Source organism: Anaerotruncus rubiinfantis (genome assembly GCF_900078395.1).
GTDB lineage: Bacteria > Bacillota > Clostridia > Oscillospirales > Ruminococcaceae > Anaerotruncus > Anaerotruncus rubiinfantis.
Genome location: NZ_FKLA01000009.1, coordinates 1,753,723 through 1,776,949, shown reverse-complemented (window position 1 = coordinate 1,776,949; position 23,227 = coordinate 1,753,723). Strand labels below are relative to the sequence as shown.

At 53.6% G+C, this 23,227-nt stretch carries 26 protein-coding genes and 1 pseudogene; 7 read left to right on the top strand and 20 right to left on the bottom strand.

The features are described 5' to 3' along the window. Positions 1 to 8 precede the first annotated feature (8 nt). Genes whiA through hprK form a run of 6 tightly spaced genes read right to left on the bottom strand, consistent with a single transcriptional unit; the run spans position 9 to position 5,495 of the window. Positions 9 to 917 carry a DNA-binding protein WhiA gene (gene whiA, locus BN4275_RS14005; RefSeq protein WP_066459386.1) on the bottom strand — a complete coding sequence of 303 codons (909 nt, stop codon included), beginning with the start codon at positions 915 to 917 and terminating at the stop codon, positions 9 to 11. Positions 918 to 919: 2 nt separating this feature from the next. After that, complete coding sequence (rapZ, locus tag BN4275_RS14000; RefSeq protein ID WP_066459384.1) at positions 920 to 1,786, bottom strand: RNase adapter RapZ; 867 nt, start codon at positions 1,784 to 1,786, stop codon at positions 920 to 922. A gap of 45 nt (positions 1,787 to 1,831) precedes the next feature. Then, a complete protein-coding gene (gene murB / locus BN4275_RS13995; RefSeq protein ID WP_066459382.1) occupies positions 1,832 to 2,752 on the bottom strand; it encodes a UDP-N-acetylmuramate dehydrogenase in 921 nt (306 codons plus the stop codon). Positions 2,753 to 2,773: 21 nt separating this feature from the next. Further along, positions 2,774 to 3,730: an ROK family protein gene (locus tag BN4275_RS13990; RefSeq protein WP_066459379.1), complete on the bottom strand. Its 957-nt coding sequence runs from the start codon at positions 3,728 to 3,730 to the stop codon at positions 2,774 to 2,776. Between the two features lie 44 nt (positions 3,731 to 3,774). Beyond that, positions 3,775 to 4,497, bottom strand: a complete 723-nt coding sequence (locus BN4275_RS13985; RefSeq protein WP_066459377.1) for a phosphatase — start codon at positions 4,495 to 4,497, stop codon at positions 3,775 to 3,777. A gap of 38 nt (positions 4,498 to 4,535) precedes the next feature. Next, positions 4,536 to 5,495: an HPr(Ser) kinase/phosphatase gene (gene hprK, locus BN4275_RS13980; protein WP_066459375.1), complete on the bottom strand. Its 960-nt coding sequence runs from the start codon at positions 5,493 to 5,495 to the stop codon at positions 4,536 to 4,538. Between the two features lie 298 nt (positions 5,496 to 5,793). Between hprK and BN4275_RS13975 the strand changes: the two genes are divergently transcribed. After that, positions 5,794 to 7,032 carry a prenyltransferase/squalene oxidase repeat-containing protein gene (locus BN4275_RS13975; protein ID WP_066459370.1) on the top strand — a complete coding sequence of 413 codons (1,239 nt, stop codon included), beginning with the start codon at positions 5,794 to 5,796 and terminating at the stop codon, positions 7,030 to 7,032. A gap of 13 nt (positions 7,033 to 7,045) precedes the next feature. On the opposite strand, the gene BN4275_RS13970 is transcribed toward BN4275_RS13975, so the two are convergent. The 10 genes from BN4275_RS13970 to BN4275_RS13925 all read right to left on the bottom strand — a co-directional run bounded on the left by BN4275_RS13970 (position 7,046) and on the right by BN4275_RS13925 (position 15,932). Then, a complete protein-coding gene (locus BN4275_RS13970) occupies positions 7,046 to 8,227 on the bottom strand; it encodes a DHHW family protein (RefSeq protein WP_079988285.1) in 1,182 nt (393 codons plus the stop codon). A gap of 12 nt (positions 8,228 to 8,239) precedes the next feature. Next, positions 8,240 to 9,619, bottom strand: a complete 1,380-nt coding sequence (locus BN4275_RS13965) for an MBOAT family O-acyltransferase (protein WP_066459368.1) — start codon at positions 9,617 to 9,619, stop codon at positions 8,240 to 8,242. Positions 9,620 to 9,771: 152 nt separating this feature from the next. Further along, a complete protein-coding gene (locus BN4275_RS13960) occupies positions 9,772 to 10,293 on the bottom strand; it encodes a DUF4358 domain-containing protein (RefSeq protein WP_066459365.1) in 522 nt (173 codons plus the stop codon). Between the two features lie 114 nt (positions 10,294 to 10,407). Further along, positions 10,408 to 11,157 (bottom strand): amino acid ABC transporter ATP-binding protein, encoded by a 750-nt coding sequence (locus BN4275_RS13955; RefSeq protein WP_066459361.1) that lies wholly within the window; start codon positions 11,155 to 11,157, stop codon positions 10,408 to 10,410. Between the two features lie 13 nt (positions 11,158 to 11,170). Then, complete coding sequence (locus tag BN4275_RS13950; protein WP_066459359.1) at positions 11,171 to 11,827, bottom strand: amino acid ABC transporter permease; 657 nt, start codon at positions 11,825 to 11,827, stop codon at positions 11,171 to 11,173. A 172-nt stretch (positions 11,828 to 11,999) separates the two neighbouring features. Beyond that, positions 12,000 to 12,884: an amino acid ABC transporter substrate-binding protein gene (locus tag BN4275_RS13945; protein ID WP_066459357.1), complete on the bottom strand. Its 885-nt coding sequence runs from the start codon at positions 12,882 to 12,884 to the stop codon at positions 12,000 to 12,002. Positions 12,885 to 13,054: 170 nt separating this feature from the next. Next, positions 13,055 to 13,483 carry a DUF3842 family protein gene (locus tag BN4275_RS13940; protein WP_066459352.1) on the bottom strand — a complete coding sequence of 143 codons (429 nt, stop codon included), beginning with the start codon at positions 13,481 to 13,483 and terminating at the stop codon, positions 13,055 to 13,057. Further along, positions 13,480 to 14,262 (bottom strand): biotin--[acetyl-CoA-carboxylase] ligase, encoded by a 783-nt coding sequence (locus BN4275_RS13935; RefSeq protein WP_158572760.1) that lies wholly within the window; start codon positions 14,260 to 14,262, stop codon positions 13,480 to 13,482. The genes BN4275_RS13940 and BN4275_RS13935 overlap by 4 nt, the downstream gene beginning before the upstream one ends. Before the next feature lie 19 nt (positions 14,263 to 14,281). Continuing rightward, positions 14,282 to 15,145 carry a radical SAM/SPASM domain-containing protein gene (locus BN4275_RS13930; protein WP_066459346.1) on the bottom strand — a complete coding sequence of 288 codons (864 nt, stop codon included), beginning with the start codon at positions 15,143 to 15,145 and terminating at the stop codon, positions 14,282 to 14,284. A 10-nt stretch (positions 15,146 to 15,155) separates the two neighbouring features. Continuing rightward, positions 15,156 to 15,932, bottom strand: coding sequence for an HAD family hydrolase (locus BN4275_RS13925; RefSeq protein WP_066459345.1), 777 nt, complete (start codon positions 15,930 to 15,932; stop codon positions 15,156 to 15,158). Between the two features lie 198 nt (positions 15,933 to 16,130). Here BN4275_RS13925 and BN4275_RS13920 point away from each other — a divergent pair, with 198 nt between their 5' ends. The 4 genes from BN4275_RS13920 to BN4275_RS13905 are packed head-to-tail and all read left to right on the top strand — an operon-like array spanning position 16,131 to position 18,660. Next, a complete protein-coding gene (locus tag BN4275_RS13920; protein ID WP_066459343.1) occupies positions 16,131 to 16,640 on the top strand; it encodes an RNA polymerase sigma factor in 510 nt (169 codons plus the stop codon). Then, entirely contained in the window at positions 16,637 to 17,113 is a 477-nt protein-coding gene (locus tag BN4275_RS13915) for an anti-sigma factor (RefSeq protein WP_066459341.1), read from the top strand. Before BN4275_RS13920 ends, BN4275_RS13915 begins: the two co-directional genes overlap by 4 nt. Then, entirely contained in the window at positions 17,100 to 17,693 is a 594-nt protein-coding gene (locus BN4275_RS13910; protein WP_066459339.1) for a hypothetical protein, read from the top strand. Before BN4275_RS13915 ends, BN4275_RS13910 begins: the two co-directional genes overlap by 14 nt. Then, positions 17,686 to 18,660: a hypothetical protein gene (locus BN4275_RS13905; protein WP_066459337.1), complete on the top strand. Its 975-nt coding sequence runs from the start codon at positions 17,686 to 17,688 to the stop codon at positions 18,658 to 18,660. The genes BN4275_RS13910 and BN4275_RS13905 overlap by 8 nt, the downstream gene beginning before the upstream one ends. 77 nt (positions 18,661 to 18,737) lie before the next feature. Here BN4275_RS13905 and BN4275_RS13900 read toward each other — a convergent pair whose 3' ends face one another. Continuing rightward, on the bottom strand, positions 18,738 to 19,151 hold the full coding sequence (locus tag BN4275_RS13900; protein WP_066459335.1) for a putative ABC transporter permease: 414 nt from the start codon (positions 19,149 to 19,151) through the stop codon (positions 18,738 to 18,740). 53 nt (positions 19,152 to 19,204) lie between these two features. Further along, a complete protein-coding gene (locus tag BN4275_RS13895) occupies positions 19,205 to 19,480 on the bottom strand; it encodes an HPr family phosphocarrier protein (RefSeq protein WP_066459333.1) in 276 nt (91 codons plus the stop codon). 196 nt (positions 19,481 to 19,676) lie between these two features. Here BN4275_RS13895 and BN4275_RS13890 point away from each other — a divergent pair, with 196 nt between their 5' ends. Next, positions 19,677 to 20,357, top strand: coding sequence for a TIGR00266 family protein (locus tag BN4275_RS13890; RefSeq protein ID WP_066459331.1), 681 nt, complete (start codon positions 19,677 to 19,679; stop codon positions 20,355 to 20,357). 59 nt (positions 20,358 to 20,416) lie between these two features. On the opposite strand, the pseudogene BN4275_RS13885 reads toward BN4275_RS13890, so the two are convergent. Continuing rightward, positions 20,417 to 21,151: pseudogene (locus BN4275_RS13885) on the bottom strand (nucleoside recognition domain-containing protein); the annotation flags it as partial. After that, positions 21,139 to 22,821 carry a recombinase family protein gene (locus tag BN4275_RS13880; RefSeq protein ID WP_423230144.1) on the bottom strand — a complete coding sequence of 561 codons (1,683 nt, stop codon included), beginning with the start codon at positions 22,819 to 22,821 and terminating at the stop codon, positions 21,139 to 21,141. The pseudogene BN4275_RS13885 and the gene BN4275_RS13880, both read right to left, overlap by 13 nt. Before the next feature lie 160 nt (positions 22,822 to 22,981). Here BN4275_RS13880 and BN4275_RS13875 point away from each other — a divergent pair, with 160 nt between their 5' ends. Next, complete coding sequence (locus BN4275_RS13875) at positions 22,982 to 23,176, top strand: hypothetical protein (protein WP_066459326.1); 195 nt, start codon at positions 22,982 to 22,984, stop codon at positions 23,174 to 23,176. The last annotated feature ends 51 nt before the right edge of the window (positions 23,177 to 23,227 follow it).

Here is a 23,227-nt window from a genome sequence, read left to right as displayed (position 1 = left end):
GCCCTCCTTTATCCAATTGTTTTTGCAAACTCCAAAATTCTCCGAAGCCGGTGGTTCACGCCGGAGCGCGAGATCGGGCTGGAAAGCGCCGCGCCCAATTCCCGCAGCGACATCTCCGGATTGTCAAGCCGCAGCTGCGCCAGCTCCCGCAGATCCTCGTCGAGCGCCCCAAACCCGCAGGTGGCCGCAATCCGGCCGATCGCTTCGACCTGCGGCATCGCGGCGTCAATCGTTTTGCCGATGTTGGCGGTCTCGCAGTTGGTCTCCCGGTTAACCCGGTTGCGCACCTCCTTGACAATCTTCACCTCCATCAGCTCCAGAGCGGACTTTGGCGCGCCAATATAGGTGAGCAGGTCCTCTATGTGTTCACTTTCTTTATAATAGAGCAGATAATCATTGCGGCGAGTCGTCCGCTTCGGTTCCGAAAGGTATTCGGTCAGAAATGCCTCCAGGTCGTCGCAGAGCTCTTTCTGCGGCATCGCAAATTCGAGTTGATAGCTCTTTTCCGGATCGGCAATCCCGCCGCAGGCCAAAAACGCCCCCGCAAGGAAAACCGGCCGTTCGCGTTCCGAAAGCCGCCCCTCCCGGATACGCATACAATCCTCGCCGGCTTTGCAGCCGAAATAGGAAAGCACCGCGATCCGGTCGGAAAGCCCGTCCACATTAACGATATAGACGCTTCGGCGATCCTGGCGTTTGACCTCCCGCATCGTGATGCTCTCCGAAAGGCCCACAAGGTCGGTGATACTGTCGGCATAAAGCCGTGCCACGACCTTATGTTCGGTGTGGATCGAGATACTCTCCTCCCCAAAGGTTTTTCCAAACAGCAAAAGGCCGTAGGCCAACGCTTTGCGGCTGCGCTGGCGAAACGGCCTGTTCTGGCAGATTTCATTTTTCACATGATACGCAAATGACATGACTACTCCTTATGTTTTGCGATATCCCGATGCGTCACGGTGGTGCGCACCTTCTGCTCCTTCATATGTTCCCCCAAAAGCTGCGCGAACACCACCGAACGGTGCTTTCCTCCGGTGCAGCCGACCGCTATCGTAAGCTGGGTCTTGCCTTCGTCACGGTAGAGCGGCAGCAGATAATCGACCAGGTCAAAGAGCTTGGGAATCAGGTTCTGCGCCTGTTCCCACTGGAGCACATACTCCCGCACCGGCGCATCCAGCCCGGTCTGGGATTTGAGCTCCGGGACATAAAACGGATTCGGCAGACAGCGCACGTCGAAAACCAGATCTGCCTCTTTCGGCAAACCGTACTTAAAACCGAACGACATGCAGTTGACCAGCATCGACTGGTTTTTGTCGTCCAGAAACATTGCCACGATCTTTTCCCGCAGCTGATTCACCGAAAGGTAGGTGGTATCGACCACATAATCCGCATTCTGCCGCATTCGTTCGAGCAGACTGCGCTCCTGCGCGACCGCCTCCTCAATCGAAGTGTTCTGTTCATCCATCAACGGATGGCGGCGGCGTGTTTCCTTATAACGCTGGATAAGGGTGGCGTCGTCGCAGTCAAGAAACAGGATGCGAAAACCGCTTGCCGACTCAAAAAATTCTTCCAGCTCATCGAAAATATCTCCGAAAATCTCCCGGCTGCGCGCATCGATGACGATCGCGACCTTTTCGGCCTTCTGGTCGGCCTGCATGCAGAGATCGGTGAACGCCCGCACCATCTTCGGCGGCAAATTATCGACACAATAGTAGCCGATATCCTCCATCGCCGCGATCGCGCGGGACTTTCCCGAACCGGACATGCCGGTGATGATTACAAATTCCATACCCGCCTCCCTGCGCCCCGGATTGGGGCAGCGGCGCAGCCGGACTCAGCCGTCTTCGCCCAAAAGTTTAATTTCACATTCCAACCGGTAACCGGTCTTTTCTTGTACCGTATTCTGCACCAGCCGCACGAGACGGCGGACATCCTCACAGGTCGCGTGGTCATAATTGATGAGGAAGCCCGCGTGCTTTTCGCTCACCATCGCGCCGCCGACGCGCACGCCCTTGAGTCCGCACTGGTCGATCAGCGCCGAAGCATAAGCGCCTGACGGCCGCTTAAAGGTGCTGCCCGCGCTCGGATATTCAAGCGGCTGTTTGGCGACACGCCGCTGCATCAGATCATCCATCTTTGCCTTAATCGCAGCCGGTCCGCCTTTTTGAAGCGAAAAAACCGCTTCGGTGATGAGACATCCCGGATGGTCAGTGAACCAGCTGTGCCGGTAGGAAAGCGTCAGCTCCTCCGCTGTTTTTTCCAAAGCATTCCCATCCGTGTCAAGATAATCCACTTTTTCCAATACGTCACGGATTTCCCCGCCGTAAGCGCCCGCGTTCATATAAACCGCGCCGCCCACACTTCCAGGAATGCCATAAGCGAATTCCAACCCGGTAAGACCCTGTTTTTGCGCAAAGACACAAAGCGCCGTGAGGCTCGCGCCCGCTGGGCAGGAGATCTCTGTTTCGCCAAGCAGCTTTGGCTGCGCCGCCTGTTCGTCAAGCGACAGCACCCCGCCGCGAATCCCTTTGTCGGAAACCAGCAGGTCGGAACCCTTTCCAACAATCGCAACCGGCACATCGAGCTCCCCTGCGCGGCGCAGAAGGAGTGCCGCCATTTCTCCGTCCTTCGGTTTCATCATCAGGTCAGCGTTTCCGCCGATTTTAAACGAGGTGTGCGCGGACATCGGTTCGTCTTTCCAGCAGGCGCATCCGATTTCCGCACAGTAGGCTGCCAGCTCGTTTAATTGTTCCATGCTTTCCCCCGTCAGATAAAATTAATATTGTTTGCCCAGCAGCGCCGCACCAATGATGCCCGCGTCGTTGCCAAGCTTTGCCTGCAAAATCCGGGTGCAATTCTCCGGGTCGTGATTGAAAGTCTGCGGATAGGCCCGTTCCCGCACCGGTCCGAACAGCGTTTCGCCTTCTTTGCTGATGCCGCCGCCGATGACCACCGCCTGCGGCTGAAACAGGTTGATAATCCCCGAAACAGCGTAGGCAATATAGTCGATATACTGATCGACTACCGCTGTGCCCGCCGGGTCCCCGGCGCGCATTGCGTCAAACGCGGTCCGGCCGTTCACCTTGTCAAGGCTGCCGTCCGCCAGATCCCACATCTTCGATTTCGCGTTGAGCTGCATCGCATCACGCGTGATCCGGATGAGCGCCGTCACCGAGCAATAGCTTTCGATACAGCCGCGCCGCCCGCAGGTGCAGGGCACGCCGTCATAAACCATGCCAAGATGGCCAAGTTCCGCGCCTTTATAGTTAAATCCCGAATAGATTTTTCCACCGATGATAATGCCGCCGCCAACACCGGTGCCCAGCGTGATCATAATGACCGATTCGAGCCCGCTGGCCGCGCCCGCCATCATTTCGCCATAAGCGGCGGCGTTCGCGTCATTTTCAATGTAGAGGGGTTTTTTAAGCCGTTCGGAAACAAGCTTTGCGAGCGGCGTATCGTGAAAGCCAAGGTTCGCCGCAAGCCCCACCACACCGGTTTCCGGATTTACCGTTCCGGGCGTCCCCACGCCGATCCATGTGACCTCGCGCATCGAAATCCCCGCGTTTTTCGCCGCTTCTAGGGTGGTGGCGGCCATATCGTCCGCAATCTCTTCGGCCGGATGGAACGCCTTGGTTTTTGTGTTCGCCTTCCCGATAATCCGATATTCCTCGTCAACGATCCCCACCGCGACATTTGTCCCACCGAGATCAATTCCCACATAATAGCCCATGGTATGCACCTCGCTCAGTTTAGTATATTACAGCCTTGCCTCCATCATACGAGCTGTCTGCCGGTTTTTTCCCGCGCCACCGAGAGAAACCGGTCATAATTTGCGTTCAGGATGAGCTCCTCTGGAAAATCGATCTCACAAAGCATCTCCTCCGCAGCTTTCGTTTCACCAATGTGGGTGAAGAAATGCGCGTCGGACGAACAGACCACCGGAACCCGGTATTTCTTGCAGAGCAGTGCAATTTCCCGGCAGTTTTCCGATGCCCCCGGCCTGCAATCAAAAGAGTGCGCATTGATTTCCACAATCTTTCCATATTTGGCGAACGCCTGAACGCCCGCTTCGTAATCAAAGCGGAACCGTTCGTCTCCGCAGTGCCCGATCACATCGACCAGCGGATTTTTTGCAACCGCGATCCATCCGGCGGTGTGATCCGCGATGGACGCGTGCGGGCAGGTGACGTCGTGGTAGGAAGCGATCACCCAGCCAAGTTTCTCCAGATGCGAAGGCTTCACATCAAGGCTGCCTTCGTAATCCAGGATGTTTGCTTCCGCTCCCTTCAAAACAATGATGCCATCTATTACGTCCGGCAACGTCTTCAGGTTTCCAAAGTAGAGCGGCTCAGGCGCGCCCGGCATGGCCGAGCCGTGCTCGGTCGAGCAGAGGAATCGAAGGCCTTTTTGTTTTGCCGCCTGCACATTTTCATAAAGGGTGCTGTAGGCGTGACTGCAGGCCACTGTGTGGCTGTGGGGTTCCGCAATGATTTCCATTGGCTGCCAAATTCCTTTCCTAAGATGACAAAATGTCATTAAAATGCGTTCCAGTCTGTATCTGTGATCTCGTCGGGCTCAACCATGCCGAGCTTTTCGAGCAGTTCCTGCGCGGCGTTGTATCCCATCCTTTTCTGACGGTTGTTCATCGCCGCGACTTCGATAATAATTGCCAGATTACGTCCCGGCTTCACCGGGATGGTGAGCGACGGTACCTCGATGCCAAGCATCTCGATATATTCGTCGTTCATGCCCATACGGTCATAGACCTTCGTGGCATCCCAAAGCTCCAGCTGAACGACCATATTGATTTTCTCAGTCATTTTGACCGCGCCGATACCAAAGAGCCTCCGAGCGTTGATAATGCCCACCCCGCGCAGCTCCATAAAGTGGCGGATATTTTCCGGCGAGGACCCGACCAGCGTTTTGTTGGAGACTTTGCGGATTTCAACCGCGTCGTCCGCGATCAGCCGGTGGCCGCGCTTGACAAGCTCGATGGCCGTTTCACTCTTACCGACCCCGCTCTCACCGAGCAGCAGGATTCCTTCACCGTACACCTCGACCAGTACGCCGTGACGCGTAACACGCGGAGCGAGTTCAACGTTCAGCTCCGCGATGAGACCTGCCATGAACTGGCTGGTGCCATCCGCGGTGCGCAGAAGAGGGACCTTGTTGCTGGTCGCGGCGTTGATCATCCGTTTAGGGACCTCGATATTGCGGGTGATGACAACCGCAGACGGCTTCGTCTCAAAATAGGCATTTACACGCGCGGTTCGCTCCTCGTCGTTGAATCGGTCGAGGAATGCAAATTCACTTTTGCCGAGGATCTGGATGCGCTGACTGTCGAAATAATCAAAAAAGCCACTGAGCTGTAAACCCGGACGGTTCACCTCGGGTGTGGAGATTTCAATGGTGCTTACATCCTCGGGCATATATAAAACCTCAAGGTTGAAATCTTTGATCAGCTTTTGCAGGGGCACTATAAATTTTGTCGCCATTTTCGCATCTTTCCTCTCAGTTTAAGGTCACCAGGCCGTATTTTTCCGTATGCGCCCGCCCATATCGCGCATTCAGGTCCGCCATCTGCCGCTGTGCAAATTGCCGTCAGCTGATGGTGCGGAGTAAGACCGTCGGCCATTGGTATAACAGGCCGCCCTGCGGCTATTATACCGTAAATAGAGCTTTCTTTCAAACACTATTTTTTTGCCGCGCCAGTCCCATGGGGATGGTTGCATTCTTGTCCTGGATGTATTATACTAATGTCCTGATGTTTTTATCTGGAAGGGGGATCTTTGTTTGTTAAGACGACTGCTGGCCTTTGCCACGGGCGCCATCCTGATGGTTTATGCGGCGCTTCCCGCGTTGGCAGCCGACACGACGCAAAAAACGTTCCCTGTTCCAGAACAAACCTGGGATTACCTCGACGCGAATCCGCCAAGCAGTTTCAGTGCCATTGCCTATTCGCTCGGACAGCGTCCACAGAAACAGCAGGTGCAGGAACAGGTCCATGCCTTGCTCGACGCGGGCATTGCTTCCGGGTTTTCTGCAGTGGATCTGGAACGCGGCATTCTTTCACTGGTTAAGCTCGGTCAGGATCCGCAGGACTATAAAAAAGTCAACCTCTTTTCAAGCCTGTACACCCATGAAAATCTCTATGCGGATGGGCTGGACGGTGCGCTTTTCGCACTGATGGCTTACGATGCGGTGGGGGAGAAAATCCCGGAGTCCGCGCGCAACGCTCCGTCCGGCGTGATCGATTATGTTGTTTCCTCCCAGACGCGTTCCGGAGGCTTTGCTTTGACAACCGGCCGTGATCCGGATGTGCTTATGACCGCAAAGGCCATTACCGCGCTGGCCCCCTCGCGGGAACTTCCTTATGTCAGCGCGAGCGTAGAAAAGGCGATCGACTGGCTTTCCGCCCAGCAAAATGCAAATGCAACCTTCTCCGCGCAGAAAAAGCCAAACTGTGAAAATACCGCAAGTGTGCTGATTGCGCTGCGGGTCTGCGGCGTGCCGCTCGACGACCCGCGTTTTGTAAAAAACAACGCCGACCTGCTCGACGCACTCGCATTATTTGAAAATACCGACGGTGGTTACGAATCCTATTTTGGCGAAAGCTCCAATCCTGCCGCGACCGAGCTCGCAGTCATTGCACGGATTACCAGTCAAAACGGCATGGCGCCGTATCTGTCCCCTTCCGCATATCCTGGCTACGCAGAGCCGGAAGCGGAACAGCCCGATCCGTTTATCACCTATACCATCTTTTTCTTGAAATTTATCGGGATTCTTGCAATTCTTTATTTCATTGTTATCATAACCCCGAAACTCGCAAAAATGATTGATCGAAAACGGCAAAAATCCCAGATAGCTCCCGAAGACAGCCGGGATGCCGGCGGTGACACCGGAACCTTTGAAATCCACATCCCGATGAAGGCGCAGGTTCCGGACATTGACGAAATTATTAAGGATGAAGCGAAATCTCGCCAAGAAACGAATCGGCCAAAAAGCTTCGAAGAAAAACCCACCGGCGAATAGCCGGTGGGTTTTTTCAGTAGGTCATGAACGCCACGTTGGTGTCGCTCGCGTAGTTCATGAAATTATACAGAATAAGAACGTCATCGAAGCTGTTTTCCTCCATCAGTTCGCTCATCTTCTGCGGCAGCGAACGCAGGTCGATCACCCACACTTCGTCGTAGCTATAGGTCAAAAACGGCGCGAACGGATTGCCGTAACTGTCCTTGATAAGCAGAACCCGGGAGGTCTCGCCTTCCGCGTGGTTCAGGTTGTTTTCCGATTTGATCACCGTGAGGCCGTTATTGCCCCATAAGAATCCCGCGTGCTTGTCGCGCACCGTCCATTTCGACAGATCGTGCAGCGTAGACTTTTCTTCCCCGTCGATGGTGATGGAATCAAACGGAATATCATAAACCTCAATCGTATCCGGCACCGCTGAGAAGAGCTTGCATTTGCTGTAATAGCTGCCATAGAAACCATCCACATAATAAGCAAGCGGCTCAAGAGCCCCGAGTTCAACCGCCTGCAAACCGCGCGACTGTATAAACGCCCGGTAAGCATGGTAAGCGCCCAACGTGGTCCAATGGTGGTCTGTGCGATAATAAATCTGTGATTCGGTTCCCGGAAAACTCTGTGGGTTATTCTTTTTCGCTTCGGCAACGGCCCGCCGCATCACCGGCTCCAGGTCGAGCGTTTTGGCACGGCTGTCCAGCTCGCTGTAGACCTTGGCAATCACCGCCTGCTGATCGATGTTCTCAAGGCCCGCCGGCATGAGGTCGTCAAGAATTTCATACGAGTTTGGGATAATCGAAACGGTAATGGGGGTTTTCTCACCATACTGCCCGATAAATTTGTTGATGAAACCGGTGTTCAGTTCGATCCTGCGCTCGTCGGTGGTACGGTAGTATTCGAACATATGATGTTCTTTGCCATAGACAATTCCGTTATTCTCGATCTTGCCGAGCGCTGATTCACTCACCGACTTCAGCGTGATCCAGCCGTCGCGGCCAATAAACTGGTCATTGACGTATTTTTCATATTTGGGGGTATATTCGTTGCGCCAGAGCTGTGCGAAACTGAACTTCGGGCGCTGCTCCAGATAGCGGTTTTCCATCTCGGAGAATTCCCGGCGGGAAACGAACATGTCCGCGATGCTTGTAATGATGAGGAAAGCCGCAAACAAAATAAGCAGCGGGTATTTTTTCAAAATCTGCATCTGCCTTCCTCCTTAAAAACGGAAATACAAGAATGGGTTGTAGGACGAATCGACGAGATATGCCGTCGAAAGCAGGAACACCAGAGCCAGAAACGGGATGGCAAACCACTTGGTGATTCTCGGGCATTTGTCCCGGATCTTATTGAGCACCGGCATCGAAAAGACGATCCCAAGGACGAGAATCACCGCGTAGTTACGCAGGTAAAAGATCCAGTCGCTGCCCGGCACAAACGAAAAAAGCCGTCCTACGAAAACGCCAAGCCTGCCCATGTCAGTGATCGCAAAAAGCACCCATCCCATCACCACCGCAAACAGCAGATAGACATGGGAAAAAAGCCGGTGCCTGTCCAGAAACGGTTTCAGCCAAAGCCGCTCCAGCGAAATCAGCACAAAGAAGTAAAGCCCCCAAAGGACAAAGTTCCAGCTCGCGCCATGCCAGAGCCCGGTCGCAAACCAGACGACAAACAGGTTGAAGTAGGAACGCAGCGGCTTTACCCGGCTGCCGCCCAGCGGGAAATAGAGATATTCCCGGAACCACCCGGACAGGGTCATGTGCCAGCGCCGCCAGAACTCGGTGATGCTGCGGGAGATGTACGGGTAGTTGAAGTTCTGCGGGAAGGTAAATCCCAGCGCCTTGCCCATTCCGATCGCCATGAGCGAATAGCCGGAAAAATCGAAGTAGATCTGCAGGGTGAACGCGATGATCCCCAGCCACGCGAGCGGCGTTGAAACCGCCGTGAAGCCAAGTGTTTCGACCTCGGTCCAGAGCGAGCCGATCGCGTTGGCCAGAAGCACCTTGCTCCCCAGGCCCAGGATGAACAGCGCGATGCCGTCCTGCACCATTTTGGGGGTGATCGTACGATCCTTAAGCTCGGCGCTGATGTCCGAAAACTTCACGATCGGGCCCGCGATCAGCTGCGGGAACAACACCACAAAGGTGCCGAAATTAATGATGTTGTGTTCGGTTTCAATTTTACCGAAGTAGACGTCGATCGTATAGGTCATGATCTGGAAGGTATAGAAGCTGATACCAAGCGGAAGCGTCAGGCCGAGATACGGGATCGACAGTCCGAAGATCCCGTTCAGATTTTGCAGCAGAAAATTGGTGTACTTAAAGAATGCCAGAAATCCCAGGCTGAACACAAGCGAAACAACCAGAATTGATCTGCAGAGTTTCTTTCTTTCCCGGAAGCGCTCGATCCCCAGCCCCGCCAGGTAGTTCACCAGGATCACCGAAACCATAATCGGAAAATACCGCACCTCGCCCCAGGAATAAAACACCAGGCTTGCAATCAGCAAGGTGAGGTTCTTCAGGCGTTTCGGGGTGAGGTAGTATGCCAAAAATGCCACCGGCAGAAACCGGAACAGAAAAAGGATGCTGCTGAATACCACAGAACCCGCTCCTTCGTCGAAAATAAAAATGTACTGAATAAATCCATGGGGCCTGTGCGGCAAGGTCGCCGCGCAGCCGCCATGAAATTATTATCCAGTACACTTTACCAAATACAGCCCTTTTTTACAAGTGCAAATTTATGAACGGACTTTTAGGCAAACGCTTCGTTGATGATTTTGACCGCGTTTTCCATTTCCGCGTCAAATTTCTCCACATCGCTGCCCAGAATCAACAGGAATACATAGTCGCCCTTCTCGATCACCTGACCCTTTTGCGCCTTTTCGCTCTGGTCGGGCAGGTACTGCGCGAACGAATTGCGCACATCCTCCAGGCGTTTGGTCAACCCGTCGACAACCGTTTGTTTTTTGTCAGGTTTCGCCTTGATTGCAACGACATTGTCCGCGCTGGTCATGGTCATTGCCATCTTGCCATAGTATTCCTCACAGTCGGCCGCCGTATCGATGTAGAACAGATCCTTATAGATACCGTCGTCGATATCGCTGGGCATCTGCATGCCAATCTCATCCACAATCTTATCCACAACCGTCTGTACGCTTTCGCCGTCCTTCATCTGGGCCGAACCATCGCCCGATGAGGAAGTATCCTTCCCACAGCCCGCGAAAAGCCCCAAGCACAGGATTGCCGCCAAAAACAATGTTACAGATTTTTTCATTTTCGAATCTCCTTGCAGTATTTTGCCCAAATTTCCCGGGCGCTATTATTCAGTGTGCCCAATATTTGCTTTTACTTCAAGGAATATAAAAAATTTACAAAAATTATACCAAACTCATCCCTCGAATACTTTTCCCAGGAAATCCGCTGTCCGGCGATCCTTTGGATGGCTGAAGAGCTCGTCCGGCGTTCCGGATTCCGCAATCTCTCCGTCGCACATAAAGAGCACCTTGTTCGCGACATCCCGCGCGAACGACATCTCATGGGTCACGACAATCATCGTGACATGCTCCTGTGCCAGCTGCCGCATGACGTTGAGCACTTCGCCGGTCAGCTGCGGATCGAGCGCCGAGGTCGGCTCGTCGAACAGCAGGATGTCGGGATTCAGCATCATCGCGCGTGCGATCGCGACCCGCTGCTTCTGCCCGCCCGAAAGGGTTCCCGGCATCGTATCAATCTTGTCCGCGAGTCCAACTTTTTCGAGCAGAGACTGCGCGCGCGTGTCGGCCTGCGCCTGTGTCGCGCCTTTCACCACCACAAACGGCATGGTCAGGTTTTTGCGCACCGAAAGATGCGGGAACAGGTTGAAACTTTGGAAAACCATCCCCATCTTTGCTGTAATGGTTTTCACCTTTTCAGGGGTGGCGTAGGCTCCATCCCGGATCAGGTCCTCCCCTTCCACCGTGACCGTCCCTCCATCCATCTTTTCAAGATTGATGATACAGCGCAGCATGGTACTTTTGCCCGCGCCTGACGGACCGATGACAGCGATGACATCACCCTTATTGACAGTGAAGCTCACATCGGTGAGGACCTTTACATTTTCAAAGCCTTTTTTCAAATTTTCCACACGGATCAATTCCATCTGCACGCCCTCCTCAATAATCAAGCTTTTTCTCGAGCCAGTTAAAGAACAGCTGGAGAACGGTGTTTAGGAGCAGATAGATCAAGAACGCAATCACATATGGGAACACGTTTCCGGTGCGGGTCACGGCCGCTTTGGCGTAGTAGAGAATCTCCAGCACCGAGATTGAAAAGACCAGCGCCGTGTCCTTGATGAGCGTGATTGATTCGTTGGTGATCGAGGGCAGCGCCACGCGGAACATCTGCGGCAGGATCACGCGCACCGTTGTCTGCACACGGCTGAGGCCCAGTACCTGCGAAGCCTCATATTGCCCCTTGTCCACCGCGAGCAGACCTCCGCGAAAGATCTCCGCAAAATAGGCCGCGTAGTTGAGCGAGAAGCCGAGCAGCGCGCAGACCATTGCCGAATTGAGCACCATCTTGAAAAAGTCCGAAACGAACGGCAAACCATAATAGATGAAAAAAAGCTGGAGCATGAGCGGCGTACCGCGCATGACATAGATGTAAGCGTTCACCACCCACCGCAGCGGCGCAAACCTGCACCGCGACGCCAGAGTCAGCAAAAACCCCAGCGGCATCGAGGCGATCATCACCACGAAGAACAGGGTCAAAACCGTCCCAAGTCCCTGCAGCAGCGCCTGCGTTACAACAACAATTTCGCTCCAAGCCATAAAAGCACGCTCCTAATTTTTTGTTTCCTGTATTGTCCATTGTCCGCGGGTTCTTTTATGGTGCTAATAAAATACCGCTTTAAATCGATTGGCCCCATAAAACAACCCGCACTCCCACCTGAAAAACAGGCGGGAGTGCAGTTTTGATTGTGTGAAATGCAGAAGAGTTTTCTTATTCAATGATAATCATATCATCGCGGCCGAACCACTCGTTCGAGATCTCCGCGATCTTGCCCTCTTCTTTGAGCTCCTTGAGGGCGCCCCAGACAGCATCTTTCAGCGCGGTGTTGCCCTTCTTGAAAGCAATGCCGTACTCTTCGGAGGACATCTTATCCTCCAGCACAACCATCGGCTTTGCGTTCATGGTGATGTAGTAGTTCGCAACGATCGAGTCCATGACAATCGCGTCGCAGCGGCCAATTTCCAGATCGGTCATCGCATCAACATAGTTGCCGTATTCCTTGGCAACGCCATCTTTAATCGAAGCGTAGATCTCATCGCCCTGCAGCGCCTCAAGCCCGGAGGAATCCTTCTGCGCAGCGACGGTCTTGCCAGCGAGATCGGCTTTGGCCTTGATTTCGGAATCTTGCATCACAACGATGACCTGCTCGTTGTCCATATAGGCTGGGCTCATCTCGTACGCTTCCAGACGTTCGTCGGTGATCGTCAGGCCGTTCCAGATGCAGTTGATCTTGTCAGAGGAAAGCTCCATGTCCTTCGCATCCCAATCGATCGGTTTTGCCTCAAAGCCGATACCGAGCTTTTCGCAAACCGCCTTGGCCAGATCGATATCCACACCGATGACATTGTTGTTCTGATCCATAAATCCCATTGGGGGGAAAGAGGCGTCCAGACCAACCACCAGTGTTTCCGGCAGGGTTGTATCGGCGGCGGACGCTGCTTCCGAGGAAGCGGGTTCGCTGGCAGGCTCAGAAGCAGGTTCCGCAGCGGAAGAAGCCGGCGCCGCGCTCGAAGCAGGGGCCGCACTGTTGCCGCCACAGGCCGCAACGGAAACGCACATCATAATCGCTAAAACAGCAGCAAATAATTTTTTCATTCTCATTCTCCCATAATTTCAGTGTTTTGCGGAAGAGTAACCGCTTTGTACATTTTACACTTTATTATGGTAAATTGCTACCTTTGTAATTTGCTATTATCCTGCATTTCCCGGGACTTTCTCATTTTTTCTTGTAAATCCTTCGATTTCCTCACGTTCTTACACAAATTTTACCGTTTGGGATCTTCTCTAAAAGATTGTATCAGCCGCACCGCGTCCTCAATATATTCGTTCAGGGATTTTTCCCCCGCGCCCGCCACCGACGCATGGCACCTGCTCACCGGTACCAGGATCTTATGCGCGTCGCTCTCACCGACCGCACGGGCCATCGCAGGCGAAATCTCCCCATACATGGCGTTTGCGATCATGATGCCGAGCGGCCCTGCGATCAGATCCTCTTCCCGCGCTTTCGCACAGCAGTGCACAACCGCATTCTCCCCGGTCGCGCCAGCGTCCGCACCCGCTTTGCGCATTGCGGCGGCAGCCGCTGAGTTCGTCCCCAGCGCGACAATCTGCGCGCCAAATTTTTCACCGCGCAGACGTTCAATCAGGCTGCGGCCGATTCCACCCCCCTGTCCGTCTATCACATAAACTGTCATCTAAAATCCCCCCTGAGGCTTACTTCCCCGGTGCTGACCGTCTTTATTCCATCCGCCGTGCGCACAATCAGGCGCGCGTCCTCGTCAATGTCCAATACCGTCGCCTGCTCGGCATGTTCCCCCTGGATCATCCGCACTTCCCGGCCGATCACACAGGACCGTTCCCGATATTCCTTCATAAATTCCCGGGAAGCAAGCTGCCCATACACCGCTTCGAGATGGTTCAGCACAGAGGCAATCAAACGGTTCCTGTCGATTGACCGCCCTGTTCCCGCCGAGAGCGAAGTCGCTACATCCGCAACCTCGGGCGGAAAAGCGCTGGAGGTGACGTTCACCCCGATGCCGACCACCAGATATGCAAGCCCGCCTTCCGGCCGCAGCGCTGATTCCGCCAGAATGCCGCAAAGCTTTTTTCCGTCGAGGTAAAGGTCGTTGACCCATTTGATCCGTACCTGCACCCCGGAAACCTCCTCAATGGCGCGCGCGGTTGCCACTGCCGCCGCAGAGGTGATCAAAATCGACTGTTCCACCGAAACTTCCGGACGCAGGATCGCCGTCAGGTAGATCCCGCTTCCGGCCGGGGAATAAAAACGCCGGCCAAGTCGGCCTTTTCCCGCGGTCTGCCGGCGTGCGATCACCGCCGCGCCGTGCGGCGCGCCGTTTTTTGCAAGCAGCTTTGCCGCATTGTTCGTCGAATCGATTTCATCGTATAGAACCAGTTCCCTACCGAACGAACCAGTCAGATATTTTTGGATTTCCTGTTCGGTGATTTCTCCCATCGTTCTCCCCACTCCTTTTTCAAAAGCGCCGCGCATATCCACAGCGCCTGCAAAGCGGCTCTATGGCAGTGCGCGCCGAAAAGCCCTCATATATCCCGCGCGCACGTGGTTTTTGCAGAATTTCCGCAAGCGGTTCGTCCAAAATATTTCCCAATGCAAGCGAGCCCTCCGCATCCATGCAGCACGGCACTACCGTTCCATCCGCCAGAATTCCAATGTGGTCACGCAGGCCTAAACAGAATACCTCTCTGCCGCCCGGCGCGGCTTCCCCATCCGGCCAGTCGAATACCGGCGCAAACTCCAGATAGACACCCTCCTGCAAGCACAGGCTCTCACTGCCGCGGCGGCAGCGCTCTGTTTCGGTCCCAAATCGATCCTTCACCATCCGCACGACTGTTTCATTGAGGGCGTTTGCACCGGTCCTGTCCGAAGCGTCCTGATTCCACAGACGCAGCTCACAGATGACCCCGCGTTCCTTCGCCCGGTCCACAAACGCAAAAATATCCGCCAGATAGTCTTCCAAACGCCGGTCGTACCTGTTCGCTTCATAACTGTGCAGCGAAAATCCCACCTTGCGCAGGGCCGGCGCCAAAAGCAGGCTATCGCCCGCTTTTGCAATCCATGTGCCATTGGTCGTAAGATTTACCCGCAATCCCACTCTTTCCGCCATGTCCAAAAACTGTATGAGCTGCGGATGCAGCAGCGGCTCCCCCATCAGATGCAGGTAGATGTAATCTGTATAGGGCCGTACCTGCCCCAGCGCCCGCGCAAAGACCTCCGGCCGCATAAAACATGGTTCCCGGCGGGTACCGGGGCAGAATGAGCAGTTCAGATTACAGACGTTGGTGATCTCAATGTACACTTTGCGAAACGGCTTTTGCATCTTCTCTCCTTTATAGAAGGAACTTTTCAATGATCTCCGCAACCGCATCTTCGCGGTTGGTGGCGCGGGTTACATAATCTGCCTGTGCCTTCAGGTCGTCCGGCGCGTTCTGCACCGCGACGCCGACCGCCGCGCCAATGATCATTTCAAGATCGTTATAATAGTTTCCGGCGGCGATGATCTCGTGTGGAGAAATTTCCTCACGCTCAGCCACACGCTGTACGCCCTGCCATTTATTGACCCCGGCAGGCATGATATCGACCATGTCCTTCGCCGTCGCAACACAGCAGAGATTCAGCTTCTCCGCTCTGATAAACCGTTCCAGCACACGCCAATCTCCATTTGCGACGAAACCGTCCACCGCCTTGAGCGGGACATCCTGGAACGCGCGGTAGAGGACCGCCCGGTTCTGGTAGCGGACTTCCTGCTCACGCACCTGATCGGTAAAAAAGTTGACACCCCAATAGTTTTCATCCATAATATGTAAAACAATCCGCTCACGATTACAAAAATCAACCAGTTTTTCCAAGTCGGCAGGGTCGACCAGCGTCGTATAGAGAAGTTCTTTCCCAGGCATTTTGAGTGCGGTTCCGCCGTTGCTGAGCACGATATAATCACAGAGATCCGCAACATGGCCAATCTGGCGCAGGCTCTTTCGCCCGGTAACAAAGCAGACGACCGTCCCATTTTCCCGTGTTTTTACAAGGCAGCCACGATTTCTTTCCGAAAGCACGGTATGTTCTCCAAAAGTCGTTCCATCCAGATCCAATGCCAAAAGCTTCGACACGCGGCCGTCCCCTTTCTTTATTAAATAAGCTCCACGGCAATTAAGAAATATTATAACATACGGGGAAAAATGGGTCAATTTGGACTTTTGGGACCAATCGACAAATTCTGAAAATTATTGTATCATATTTGAAGACAAAGAAGCGATCCGTTCGTTTCAATAAACGTAAGGCTGTTGAGGTGGTGAGCGCAAGACTAGATGACAAACGAAAAATTCAAAGAACTGGTGGAAGAGAACGAGCGTCTTGTGTTTACCATCTGTTATCAGCTGGTACGCGACTATCACGAGGCGCAGAATCTCGCACAGGACACTTTTGTTTCCGCTTTTGCGCACATTGACAACGTGAAGGAACAAAACCTGCGCGCATGGCTTGCGCGTATCGCCACCAACAAAGCGAAGGATTATCTGAAAAGCGCTTACAACCGGCGCGTCAGCCTCAGCGAAGATATGAGCGAAATTGATATGCTCCGTTCGGAAAGCTCACCCGAACGACTATACATATCTGACGAGGGCGAAGGCGCCATCCGGCAGACCATCCTGAACCTCAAGGAGCCTTACCACAAAGTCGCCGTCTTGTTTTTCCTCAAGGAACAGACGGTGGACGAAATCTCCGAACAGCTCGACCGCCCCAAGAAAACTGTGCAGACCCAGCTTTACCGAGCCCGGCAGATGCTTCAAAAAATATTAAAGGAGGAAACGCAGATATGAAGGATCTCTTTCTGGAAGACGGACATCTGAGCGACTATGCTTTCAGCTGCCTTGTCCACGATGAACCTCTTGATGAATTACAGCGTCTGGAAGTTGCCGAACATCTTTCGTTCTGCGATCAGTGCGTAGCCAAATATGCCGACCTGCTCGCGGACGATGCCCTGCTCGTTTCCTCCCCGGAACCGCTTGCCCCCGGCGTCATGCAGCGCCTGCGGCAGCGCGCGCGTAAAATCTTCATCAACAAGTATTCGACAGCAGTGGTGGCCGCTTCGTTCGCCATTGTCTTCTGGAATATCGGCGTATTCAATATTGATGTCGACGGAAACAGCAAGTTCCTTAACCAGATGACCGACCATTCCTACAGCATCAGCGAAAAAGCCTTTGAGGTTTCTGACAATATTTCCAAAGCATTTCATGAATTTGTAAACAACATATCTTTCGAGAGGGGTATCAACAAAGATGAGAAAAAGTAGCTTTTTAACCTTTTGCTTCGCCTTTATCCCCGGCGCAGGCGAAATGTATCTGGGGATGATGAACAAGGGCCTGGCAATTATGGGAACCTTCTGGGGGCTGATCTGTATCGCCGGCTTTTTTCAGCTCAGCTTTCTGTTTTTCTTTTTACCGGTGATTTGGTGCTATTCTTTTTTTGACACCTTCAATATCAAATGGCTCTCGCTCGAACAGCGCGAAACCGCCGACCGCGTGTTTGCACAGCGGGTCCGGGCCTCTCTGTTTGGGGATGGCATTGCCGTCCAAACCGGAAAAATGAAAGCCATTATTGAAAAACGCCACCTGCTGGTTGGCTGGGGACTGGTCCTTTTGGGAATCTATCTGGTGCTGAACAATTTCTTTCTGCCAATTTTTGAAACCATTTTCGAATATATCGGCATTGAGAATATCTGGATCCTGCACTACCTGACCCGCAACATTCCCAGCACCGTCGTATCGGTCGCGGTCATCTTGTTGGGGGTGCATCTGGTGCGCGGCAAAAAGAAGCTTCCCGTGGAGGCTGAAGCTGATTTCGTAGAGTATAAAGGAGAAAACCATGAATAACGAAAATTTTGATCCCAACCAGGAAGCGGCCGCACCGCAGACGCCGGAAGAACCGGTCCAGACCCCTCCCACGCAACAGGCTTCTTATTCCTATCCCCCGCTTCCACGCACACGCCGCATCGGCACCCTCACGATGGGGTTTGCGCTCATCGTGACCGGAATCATTGCCCTGATTGCGACTTTTTATCCCGCCTTCGATATTTTTACAGTTCTGAAGCTGTCTCCAATCATCTTTGTTTTCCTCGGCCTTGAAATCCTCATCGGATATTTCCGCCATAAGGGAGAAAAGCTTAAATATGACTTCCTCAGTGGTTTTGTCTGCTTTGTGCTCATCTGCGGCGGAGTTGTGCTGTCCCTGATTCCCACCTTCTGGGACTACTTCGGGCCCGACACCTGGCGCGTACGTGATCAGGTGAGCGATCTGATCGAGGATGACCTTTACGAACGGCTACAGACGAACGGAAATATCCGTTCACTCTACGTAAATATTGAACTTCCCTATTATGAACGGATTAACTACAAAGAGGATCCTGCTGCACTCACCGATAAAACAAACGCCTATATATCCATTTCACTGGCAGGGTCCTTCAGCAACGAAAAGGACTTCGCCCGCGAATGCCGCAGCATCCTGGACAAGATCCCGGATACCGCTTACCGTATCCGGCAGATTAACTTCAACGACCGCGGCAATCACGGCGAAACATACTCCCTCGACCTGCACGACAAGTTCCAGCTGAACCTCAAAACTTCTGCTCTGGCCGAACTGGTCGAGGTACGCACCTATGATGAATATGATGAAGAGGAATACAGCGACGAGGAATACGAAGATATGGAACCGCAATCCGATGCCTCCATCCCGGAAACCACCGAATCTTCCAGTGGCGTATCCTCGGAAGCACCCGTCGCCGCGGCGGCAGAAGCTTCCCCCGAAGGAATGGACGCTCCAGACAATTCCCTGGCCGCATAACATCATTTTTCCCAATCTCTCCAAAACGAAACCGGCAGGAGTTTTCCCTGCCGGTTTCGTTTCGCAAAAAGATTTTTTCAGGTGATGATCTCACAGCTGGCCGGCGGCGGTGACAGCCTGTTCCGGATGGCATTTGCCAACGGCATCACCGGCACACAGAGCAAAAACCAGAGGATTGCATATAACGGGCATACCTGCCCCATCAGGTTTCCCTGTTCCTTTGAATAATCCCAGACCTGCAGGCCGAACAGCTTATTGACGATGCAGCCCGCGAGAAACTCCACCGAAGTGAGCACCGCACAGCCAGCGGCGCAGCGGCTGAGCAATGTTTTCCCGGCCATGCGCAGATTGGTCAGATAGAGCAGCAGAAAACCAATTCCTCCGGTGACGGCCATCGTCCAGTGGGTAAACCCACGCCAGACAATTTCGATCAGGCTGTAGCCCATCGAACCGACCGTACAGACCGCCGCATATTCTTTCAATTTGGTCATCTTCCATTCACCCCCCGCATTATCCTTTGCGGGGCAGAGCGGAATATGCCTTTTTAAAGCGATTCCGAAATCTCCCAAAGGGCTTCCGCAGCACACACGCCGCTGTCGGCGCGCACCACCAGCTCGATCGTATCACCCTTGTGTACACCGAGGGATAAAATTCCCAGCAGGCTGTCCGCACGGCAGGTGCGGTTTTCTTCCGGTTTTCCAATGAGGATAACGCCGCCCAGTTCATGAACCTTGCTGTGAAAACGCTGGGCATTGCGTCCATAAAGGTCGTACGGCGAACGGATCAGATAAGCGGTCGTCTTTATATTTTCATTGATCAAATGTGGATACTTCCTTTCGCAATCTTTTTTTCTGTCCTTTTTTATTTAGTCTGCGCCTCATATAAAGGAAATAATCAGCCTTTGCATTTCAGTATTCACGCGGTTTTTCATACTTTTATAGTCTCATTTATTGCAATTGGGTCTCTTTGTGCGTAAAATGGATACGGTAACAGATTTTATCAGGAGGGATTTCATAATGCAGTATCAGATCGAGGGAACCCCGCTGCCGGTTGTTATCTGCAACCTGCAGGCCAATGAACAGATGATCACCGAACGCGGAAGCATGAGTTGGATGAGCCCGAATATGAAGATGGAAACCACCTCGGGCGGCGGCGTGGGCAAGGCGCTCGGCCGGATGTTCGCGGGCGAGGCGCTTTTCCAGAACCGCTATACCGCACAGGGCGGGCCGGGAATGATCGCCTTCGCTTCAAGCTTTCCGGGCTCGATCCGCGCCCTCTCCATCCTGCCTGACCGCCCAATGATCGTCCAGAAAAGCGCTTTCCTTGCGAGCGAAACCACTGTGGAGCTCTCAGTTTTTTTCCAGAAAAAGCTCGGCGCAGGCTTTTTTGGCGGTGAAGGATTCATCATGCAGAAACTTTCCGGCAGCGGTACCGCCTTTGTCGAAATTGATGGTCATGCCATCGAGTATAACCTTGCGGCGGGCGAGCAGATAATCGTCGACACCGGCTATCTCGCGGCGATGGACGCCTCCTGCGGCATCGAGATTGTCTCGGTCCCCGGTGTAAAGAATATGCTTTTCGGGGGAGAAGGCATTTTCAACACAGTGGTCAAGGGTCCCGGGCAGGTCATCCTGCAGACCATGCCGATCAGTGCCGTCGCCGGCACGCTGCGCCCCTTCTTCCCCGCCTCCAAATAGGATTTACGCCTATAACGATAAAAGGGGCCCCGCAATTGCGGGGCCCCTTTTATCGTTATTTACACCAAACCCAAAAGTCTTGCGGCCGTTGCGACAAGCAGACAAACCAACAGCCCTATCACCGTCGGGACCGCAAAGGACACCAGCGTCCACTTGAGGCTCTGCGTCTCCTTCTTGATCGTCAGGCAGGTGGTGGAACAAGGCCAGTGCATCAGAGAAAACAACATCGTATTCACCGCCGTCAACCAGGTCCATCCATTGTCCAGGAGCAGGCTTTTCAATTGAGCGAGATCATCCAGCTCCAGAATTGCCCCAGTCGAAAGGTACGCCATAATGATGATCGGGACAACAATTTCATTCGCCGGGAAGCCCAGGATGAAGGCCATCAGGATCACCCCGTCCAGCCCGAACAGCGATGCAAACGGATCCAGGAACCCAGAGCAGAGCGACAGCAGGCTCGCTCCATCCACTGTGACGTTCGCCAGAATCCAGATCACCATCCCCGCCGGTGCCGCCACCACCACCGCGCGGCCCAATACGAACAGCGTCCGGTCAAAAATCGAGCGGACGATTACTTTACCGATCTGCGGCGCGCGGTAAGGCGGAAGCTCAAGAGTGAAGGAGGACGGAACCCCCTTCAGGATTGTTTTGGAAAGCAGCGCGGAGACTGCAAAGGTCATCAGTACGCCCAGTACGATCACGCCGGTCAGCAGAACGGTCGACGCGACGGATGCAAATGTCCCCGTGCTCCCACCGATAAAGAACATCGTGATGATTGCAATCAGCGTTGGGAATGCCATTCCCGGGAAACAGAAACTTTTTGCTTTGTAATTTCACCCGCTCCGCGCGGCGGATCTCCATAGAGGTAAATGTGCAGATCCATCCCATCCCAAACGAGCTTCTCCACAAACAGACGGACGAAATCCCGCTTCTCGTGAATGGTCATCTGTGCAAAGCAGTCCGGAAAATTGGCAAGCGCGGCGGAAAGTTCCGCAAGAGACGGTTTCCCTGAATTTTGCGCGGCCTCCAGCCTTTTTTTCTCTTCCTCCATCCTGTCTAGTTCCGCATTCAGCTGCTCCATCCGCGCGCTGACCCGTCGTACGAGCGGCTCGCTTGCCCCTGCCGAAACCAGTGCCGCAACCAGGCTGTCCATCTCACGGCAGGTTTTTTCAATTAATGCGTCCAAAAACTGCACAGGAGCCTCCGAATCTCCATTTTGGAACTTTCTTTGCAGGTCGTCCAGCAGATCCAAAATTCCGGTATCCCCGTGTGCAAATCCGAGCAGATAATCGCAAACCAGACCGTCCGCCTGTTGCCCGCCAAGATTCTGGCATCTGCACAAGTTTCCAGATCGCAACTTGCTGCCACAGATGTAATCGAACAGCAGGTCACTGTTGCTGCGTTTTTTGGCAAACATGCGGGAACCGCACTTGGCACAAAAAATCTGTCCCGAGAGCAGAGAATAGCCGTTAAAGCTCTGCGGCGGCTTTTGAGGGTTGTGCTCGGCTTTTTCCTTCAGAAGCCGCTGCACCTTCACCCAGTCGGCACCGCACACGATCCCGCGGTGCCTTCCGACTGCAATGATCCATTGGGATTTATCCAACCGGGAAACGGTTTTACGGCTGTAACTGCGTTTGTTATAGGAAAGCAGCCCTCGCGTTTCGGAACATTCCGTTTCCGGGAAACAGACATCCGAGCCGTTGCTGATAAAATAATCCCGTGCGTCCCGATCCGCAATGCAGTAGACCGGGTTTCGCAGGATGTCTTTGATCCCCGGAACCGAATAGGGGGCTAAACTTCGATTCCTGATCCCTTTTTGGATCAGGAACTTTGACACCCCGGTCAATGAACGCAGCTCCAGATATTTTTGGAACATGAGCCTGACCACCCCGATTTCGGCTGGATTCGGTTTAAGTTTGCAGGAGGTCTTGACTTTCCCTTCCAAAACCGCTTCCCCAACCCGCTCGGACAGAAATCCGGTCGGCGGCGTACCGCCCAGCCAGCGTCCCGACCGCGCCAGAAGCATCATGTTGTCCCGTACCCGTTCGGCAATGGTTTCCCGCTCCAGCTGGGCAAACACACTGGCAACATACATCATCGCCTTGCCCATTGGCGTTGCCGTATCAAATTGTTCCTTGATACAGACCAAACCGATCCCGCGGGCGATCAAATCCTCCACAAGCGGTGCGAAATCTCCAACGCTGCGGCTGATACGGTCAAGCCGATAACAGACAATATAGTTAAACTTCTGCTTTTTGGAATCAGCCAGCAGCTTTTGGAACTGCGGCCGGTCAAGGTTCTTCCCCGAAAAGCCTTCGTCCTCATAGATAAAAACTTCCGCCTTTTTCCCGCCTTCGATTCGGCTTTCGATATACTGGCGGCACATCTCCACCTGGTTTTCGATCGATTCACCCTTGCCGGTCCAGACCGATTTTCGGCTATAGACGGCAATCCGCACAGACATCACCCCCTATCGAAAATGGTACCATGCAAACGGGCGGAAAGTAAGGGAAATCCTGTCGCACCAATTCGGAACCCTTTCTTTAAAAAGTTCTGCATACGCGCCTGTCCTTGCGCATGGGACAAAATCCGCTTCGCATAGGTTTAGGCAAGGAGGCGGTGGGATGAAGAAAAATCAAATCCGGCAACTTTGCGTCCACATTCTCCCCTCGCCGGACGGCGGGACGGTCGCAGATCGTTTGAACCGTTTCCATGCGCAGGCGGTTGCACGGCAGCTTGACCGGAGCGGCTTTCCTGCGCATGTACAGGCACAGCTGCTCTCTGAAATAAGAAAGCGGCTTTCTGAAAGCCCGGAATAAGAAGCCCCCCGCCAATCTGGCGGGGGGCTTCTTATTCCGTCTGTTTCATCT

Coding starts and splice junctions, on each gene's coding strand:
- whiA (WP_066459386.1), bottom strand. CDS start 917: ATGTCATTTGCGTATCATGTGAAAAATGAAATCTGCCAGAACAGGCCG.
- rapZ (WP_066459384.1), bottom strand. CDS start 1,786: ATGGAATTTGTAATCATCACCGGCATGTCCGGTTCGGGAAAGTCCCGC.
- murB (WP_066459382.1), bottom strand. CDS start 2,752: ATGGAACAATTAAACGAGCTGGCAGCCTACTGTGCGGAAATCGGATGC.
- BN4275_RS13990 (WP_066459379.1), bottom strand. CDS start 3,730: ATGGGCTATTATGTGGGAATTGATCTCGGTGGGACAAATGTCGCGGTG.
- BN4275_RS13985 (WP_066459377.1), bottom strand. CDS start 4,497: ATGGAAATCATTGCGGAACCCCACAGCCACACAGTGGCCTGCAGTCAC.
- hprK (WP_066459375.1), bottom strand. CDS start 5,495: ATGGCGACAAAATTTATAGTGCCCCTGCAAAAGCTGATCAAAGATTTC.
- BN4275_RS13970 (WP_079988285.1), bottom strand. CDS start 8,227: ATGCAGATTTTGAAAAAATACCCGCTGCTTATTTTGTTTGCGGCTTTC.
- BN4275_RS13960 (WP_066459365.1), bottom strand. CDS start 10,293: ATGAAAAAATCTGTAACATTGTTTTTGGCGGCAATCCTGTGCTTGGGG.
- BN4275_RS13955 (WP_066459361.1), bottom strand. CDS start 11,157: ATGGAATTGATCCGTGTGGAAAATTTGAAAAAAGGCTTTGAAAATGTA.
- BN4275_RS13950 (WP_066459359.1), bottom strand. CDS start 11,827: ATGGCTTGGAGCGAAATTGTTGTTGTAACGCAGGCGCTGCTGCAGGGA.
- BN4275_RS13945 (WP_066459357.1), bottom strand. CDS start 12,884: ATGAAAAAATTATTTGCTGCTGTTTTAGCGATTATGATGTGCGTTTCC.
- BN4275_RS13940 (WP_066459352.1), bottom strand. CDS start 13,483: ATGACAGTTTATGTGATAGACGGACAGGGGGGTGGAATCGGCCGCAGC.
- BN4275_RS13935 (WP_158572760.1), bottom strand. CDS start 14,262: ATGGGAGAAATCACCGAACAGGAAATCCAAAAATATCTGACTGGTTCG.
- BN4275_RS13930 (WP_066459346.1), bottom strand. CDS start 15,145: ATGCAAAAGCCGTTTCGCAAAGTGTACATTGAGATCACCAACGTCTGT.
- BN4275_RS13920 (WP_066459343.1), top strand. CDS start 16,131: ATGACAAACGAAAAATTCAAAGAACTGGTGGAAGAGAACGAGCGTCTT.
- BN4275_RS13915 (WP_066459341.1), top strand. CDS start 16,637: ATGAAGGATCTCTTTCTGGAAGACGGACATCTGAGCGACTATGCTTTC.
- BN4275_RS13910 (WP_066459339.1), top strand. CDS start 17,100: ATGAGAAAAAGTAGCTTTTTAACCTTTTGCTTCGCCTTTATCCCCGGC.
- BN4275_RS13905 (WP_066459337.1), top strand. CDS start 17,686: ATGAATAACGAAAATTTTGATCCCAACCAGGAAGCGGCCGCACCGCAG.
- BN4275_RS13900 (WP_066459335.1), bottom strand. CDS start 19,151: ATGACCAAATTGAAAGAATATGCGGCGGTCTGTACGGTCGGTTCGATG.
- BN4275_RS13890 (WP_066459331.1), top strand. CDS start 19,677: ATGCAGTATCAGATCGAGGGAACCCCGCTGCCGGTTGTTATCTGCAAC.
- BN4275_RS13880 (WP_423230144.1), bottom strand. CDS start 22,821: ATGTCTGTGCGGATTGCCGTCTATAGCCGAAAATCGGTCTGGACCGGC.
- BN4275_RS13875 (WP_066459326.1), top strand. CDS start 22,982: ATGAAGAAAAATCAAATCCGGCAACTTTGCGTCCACATTCTCCCCTCG.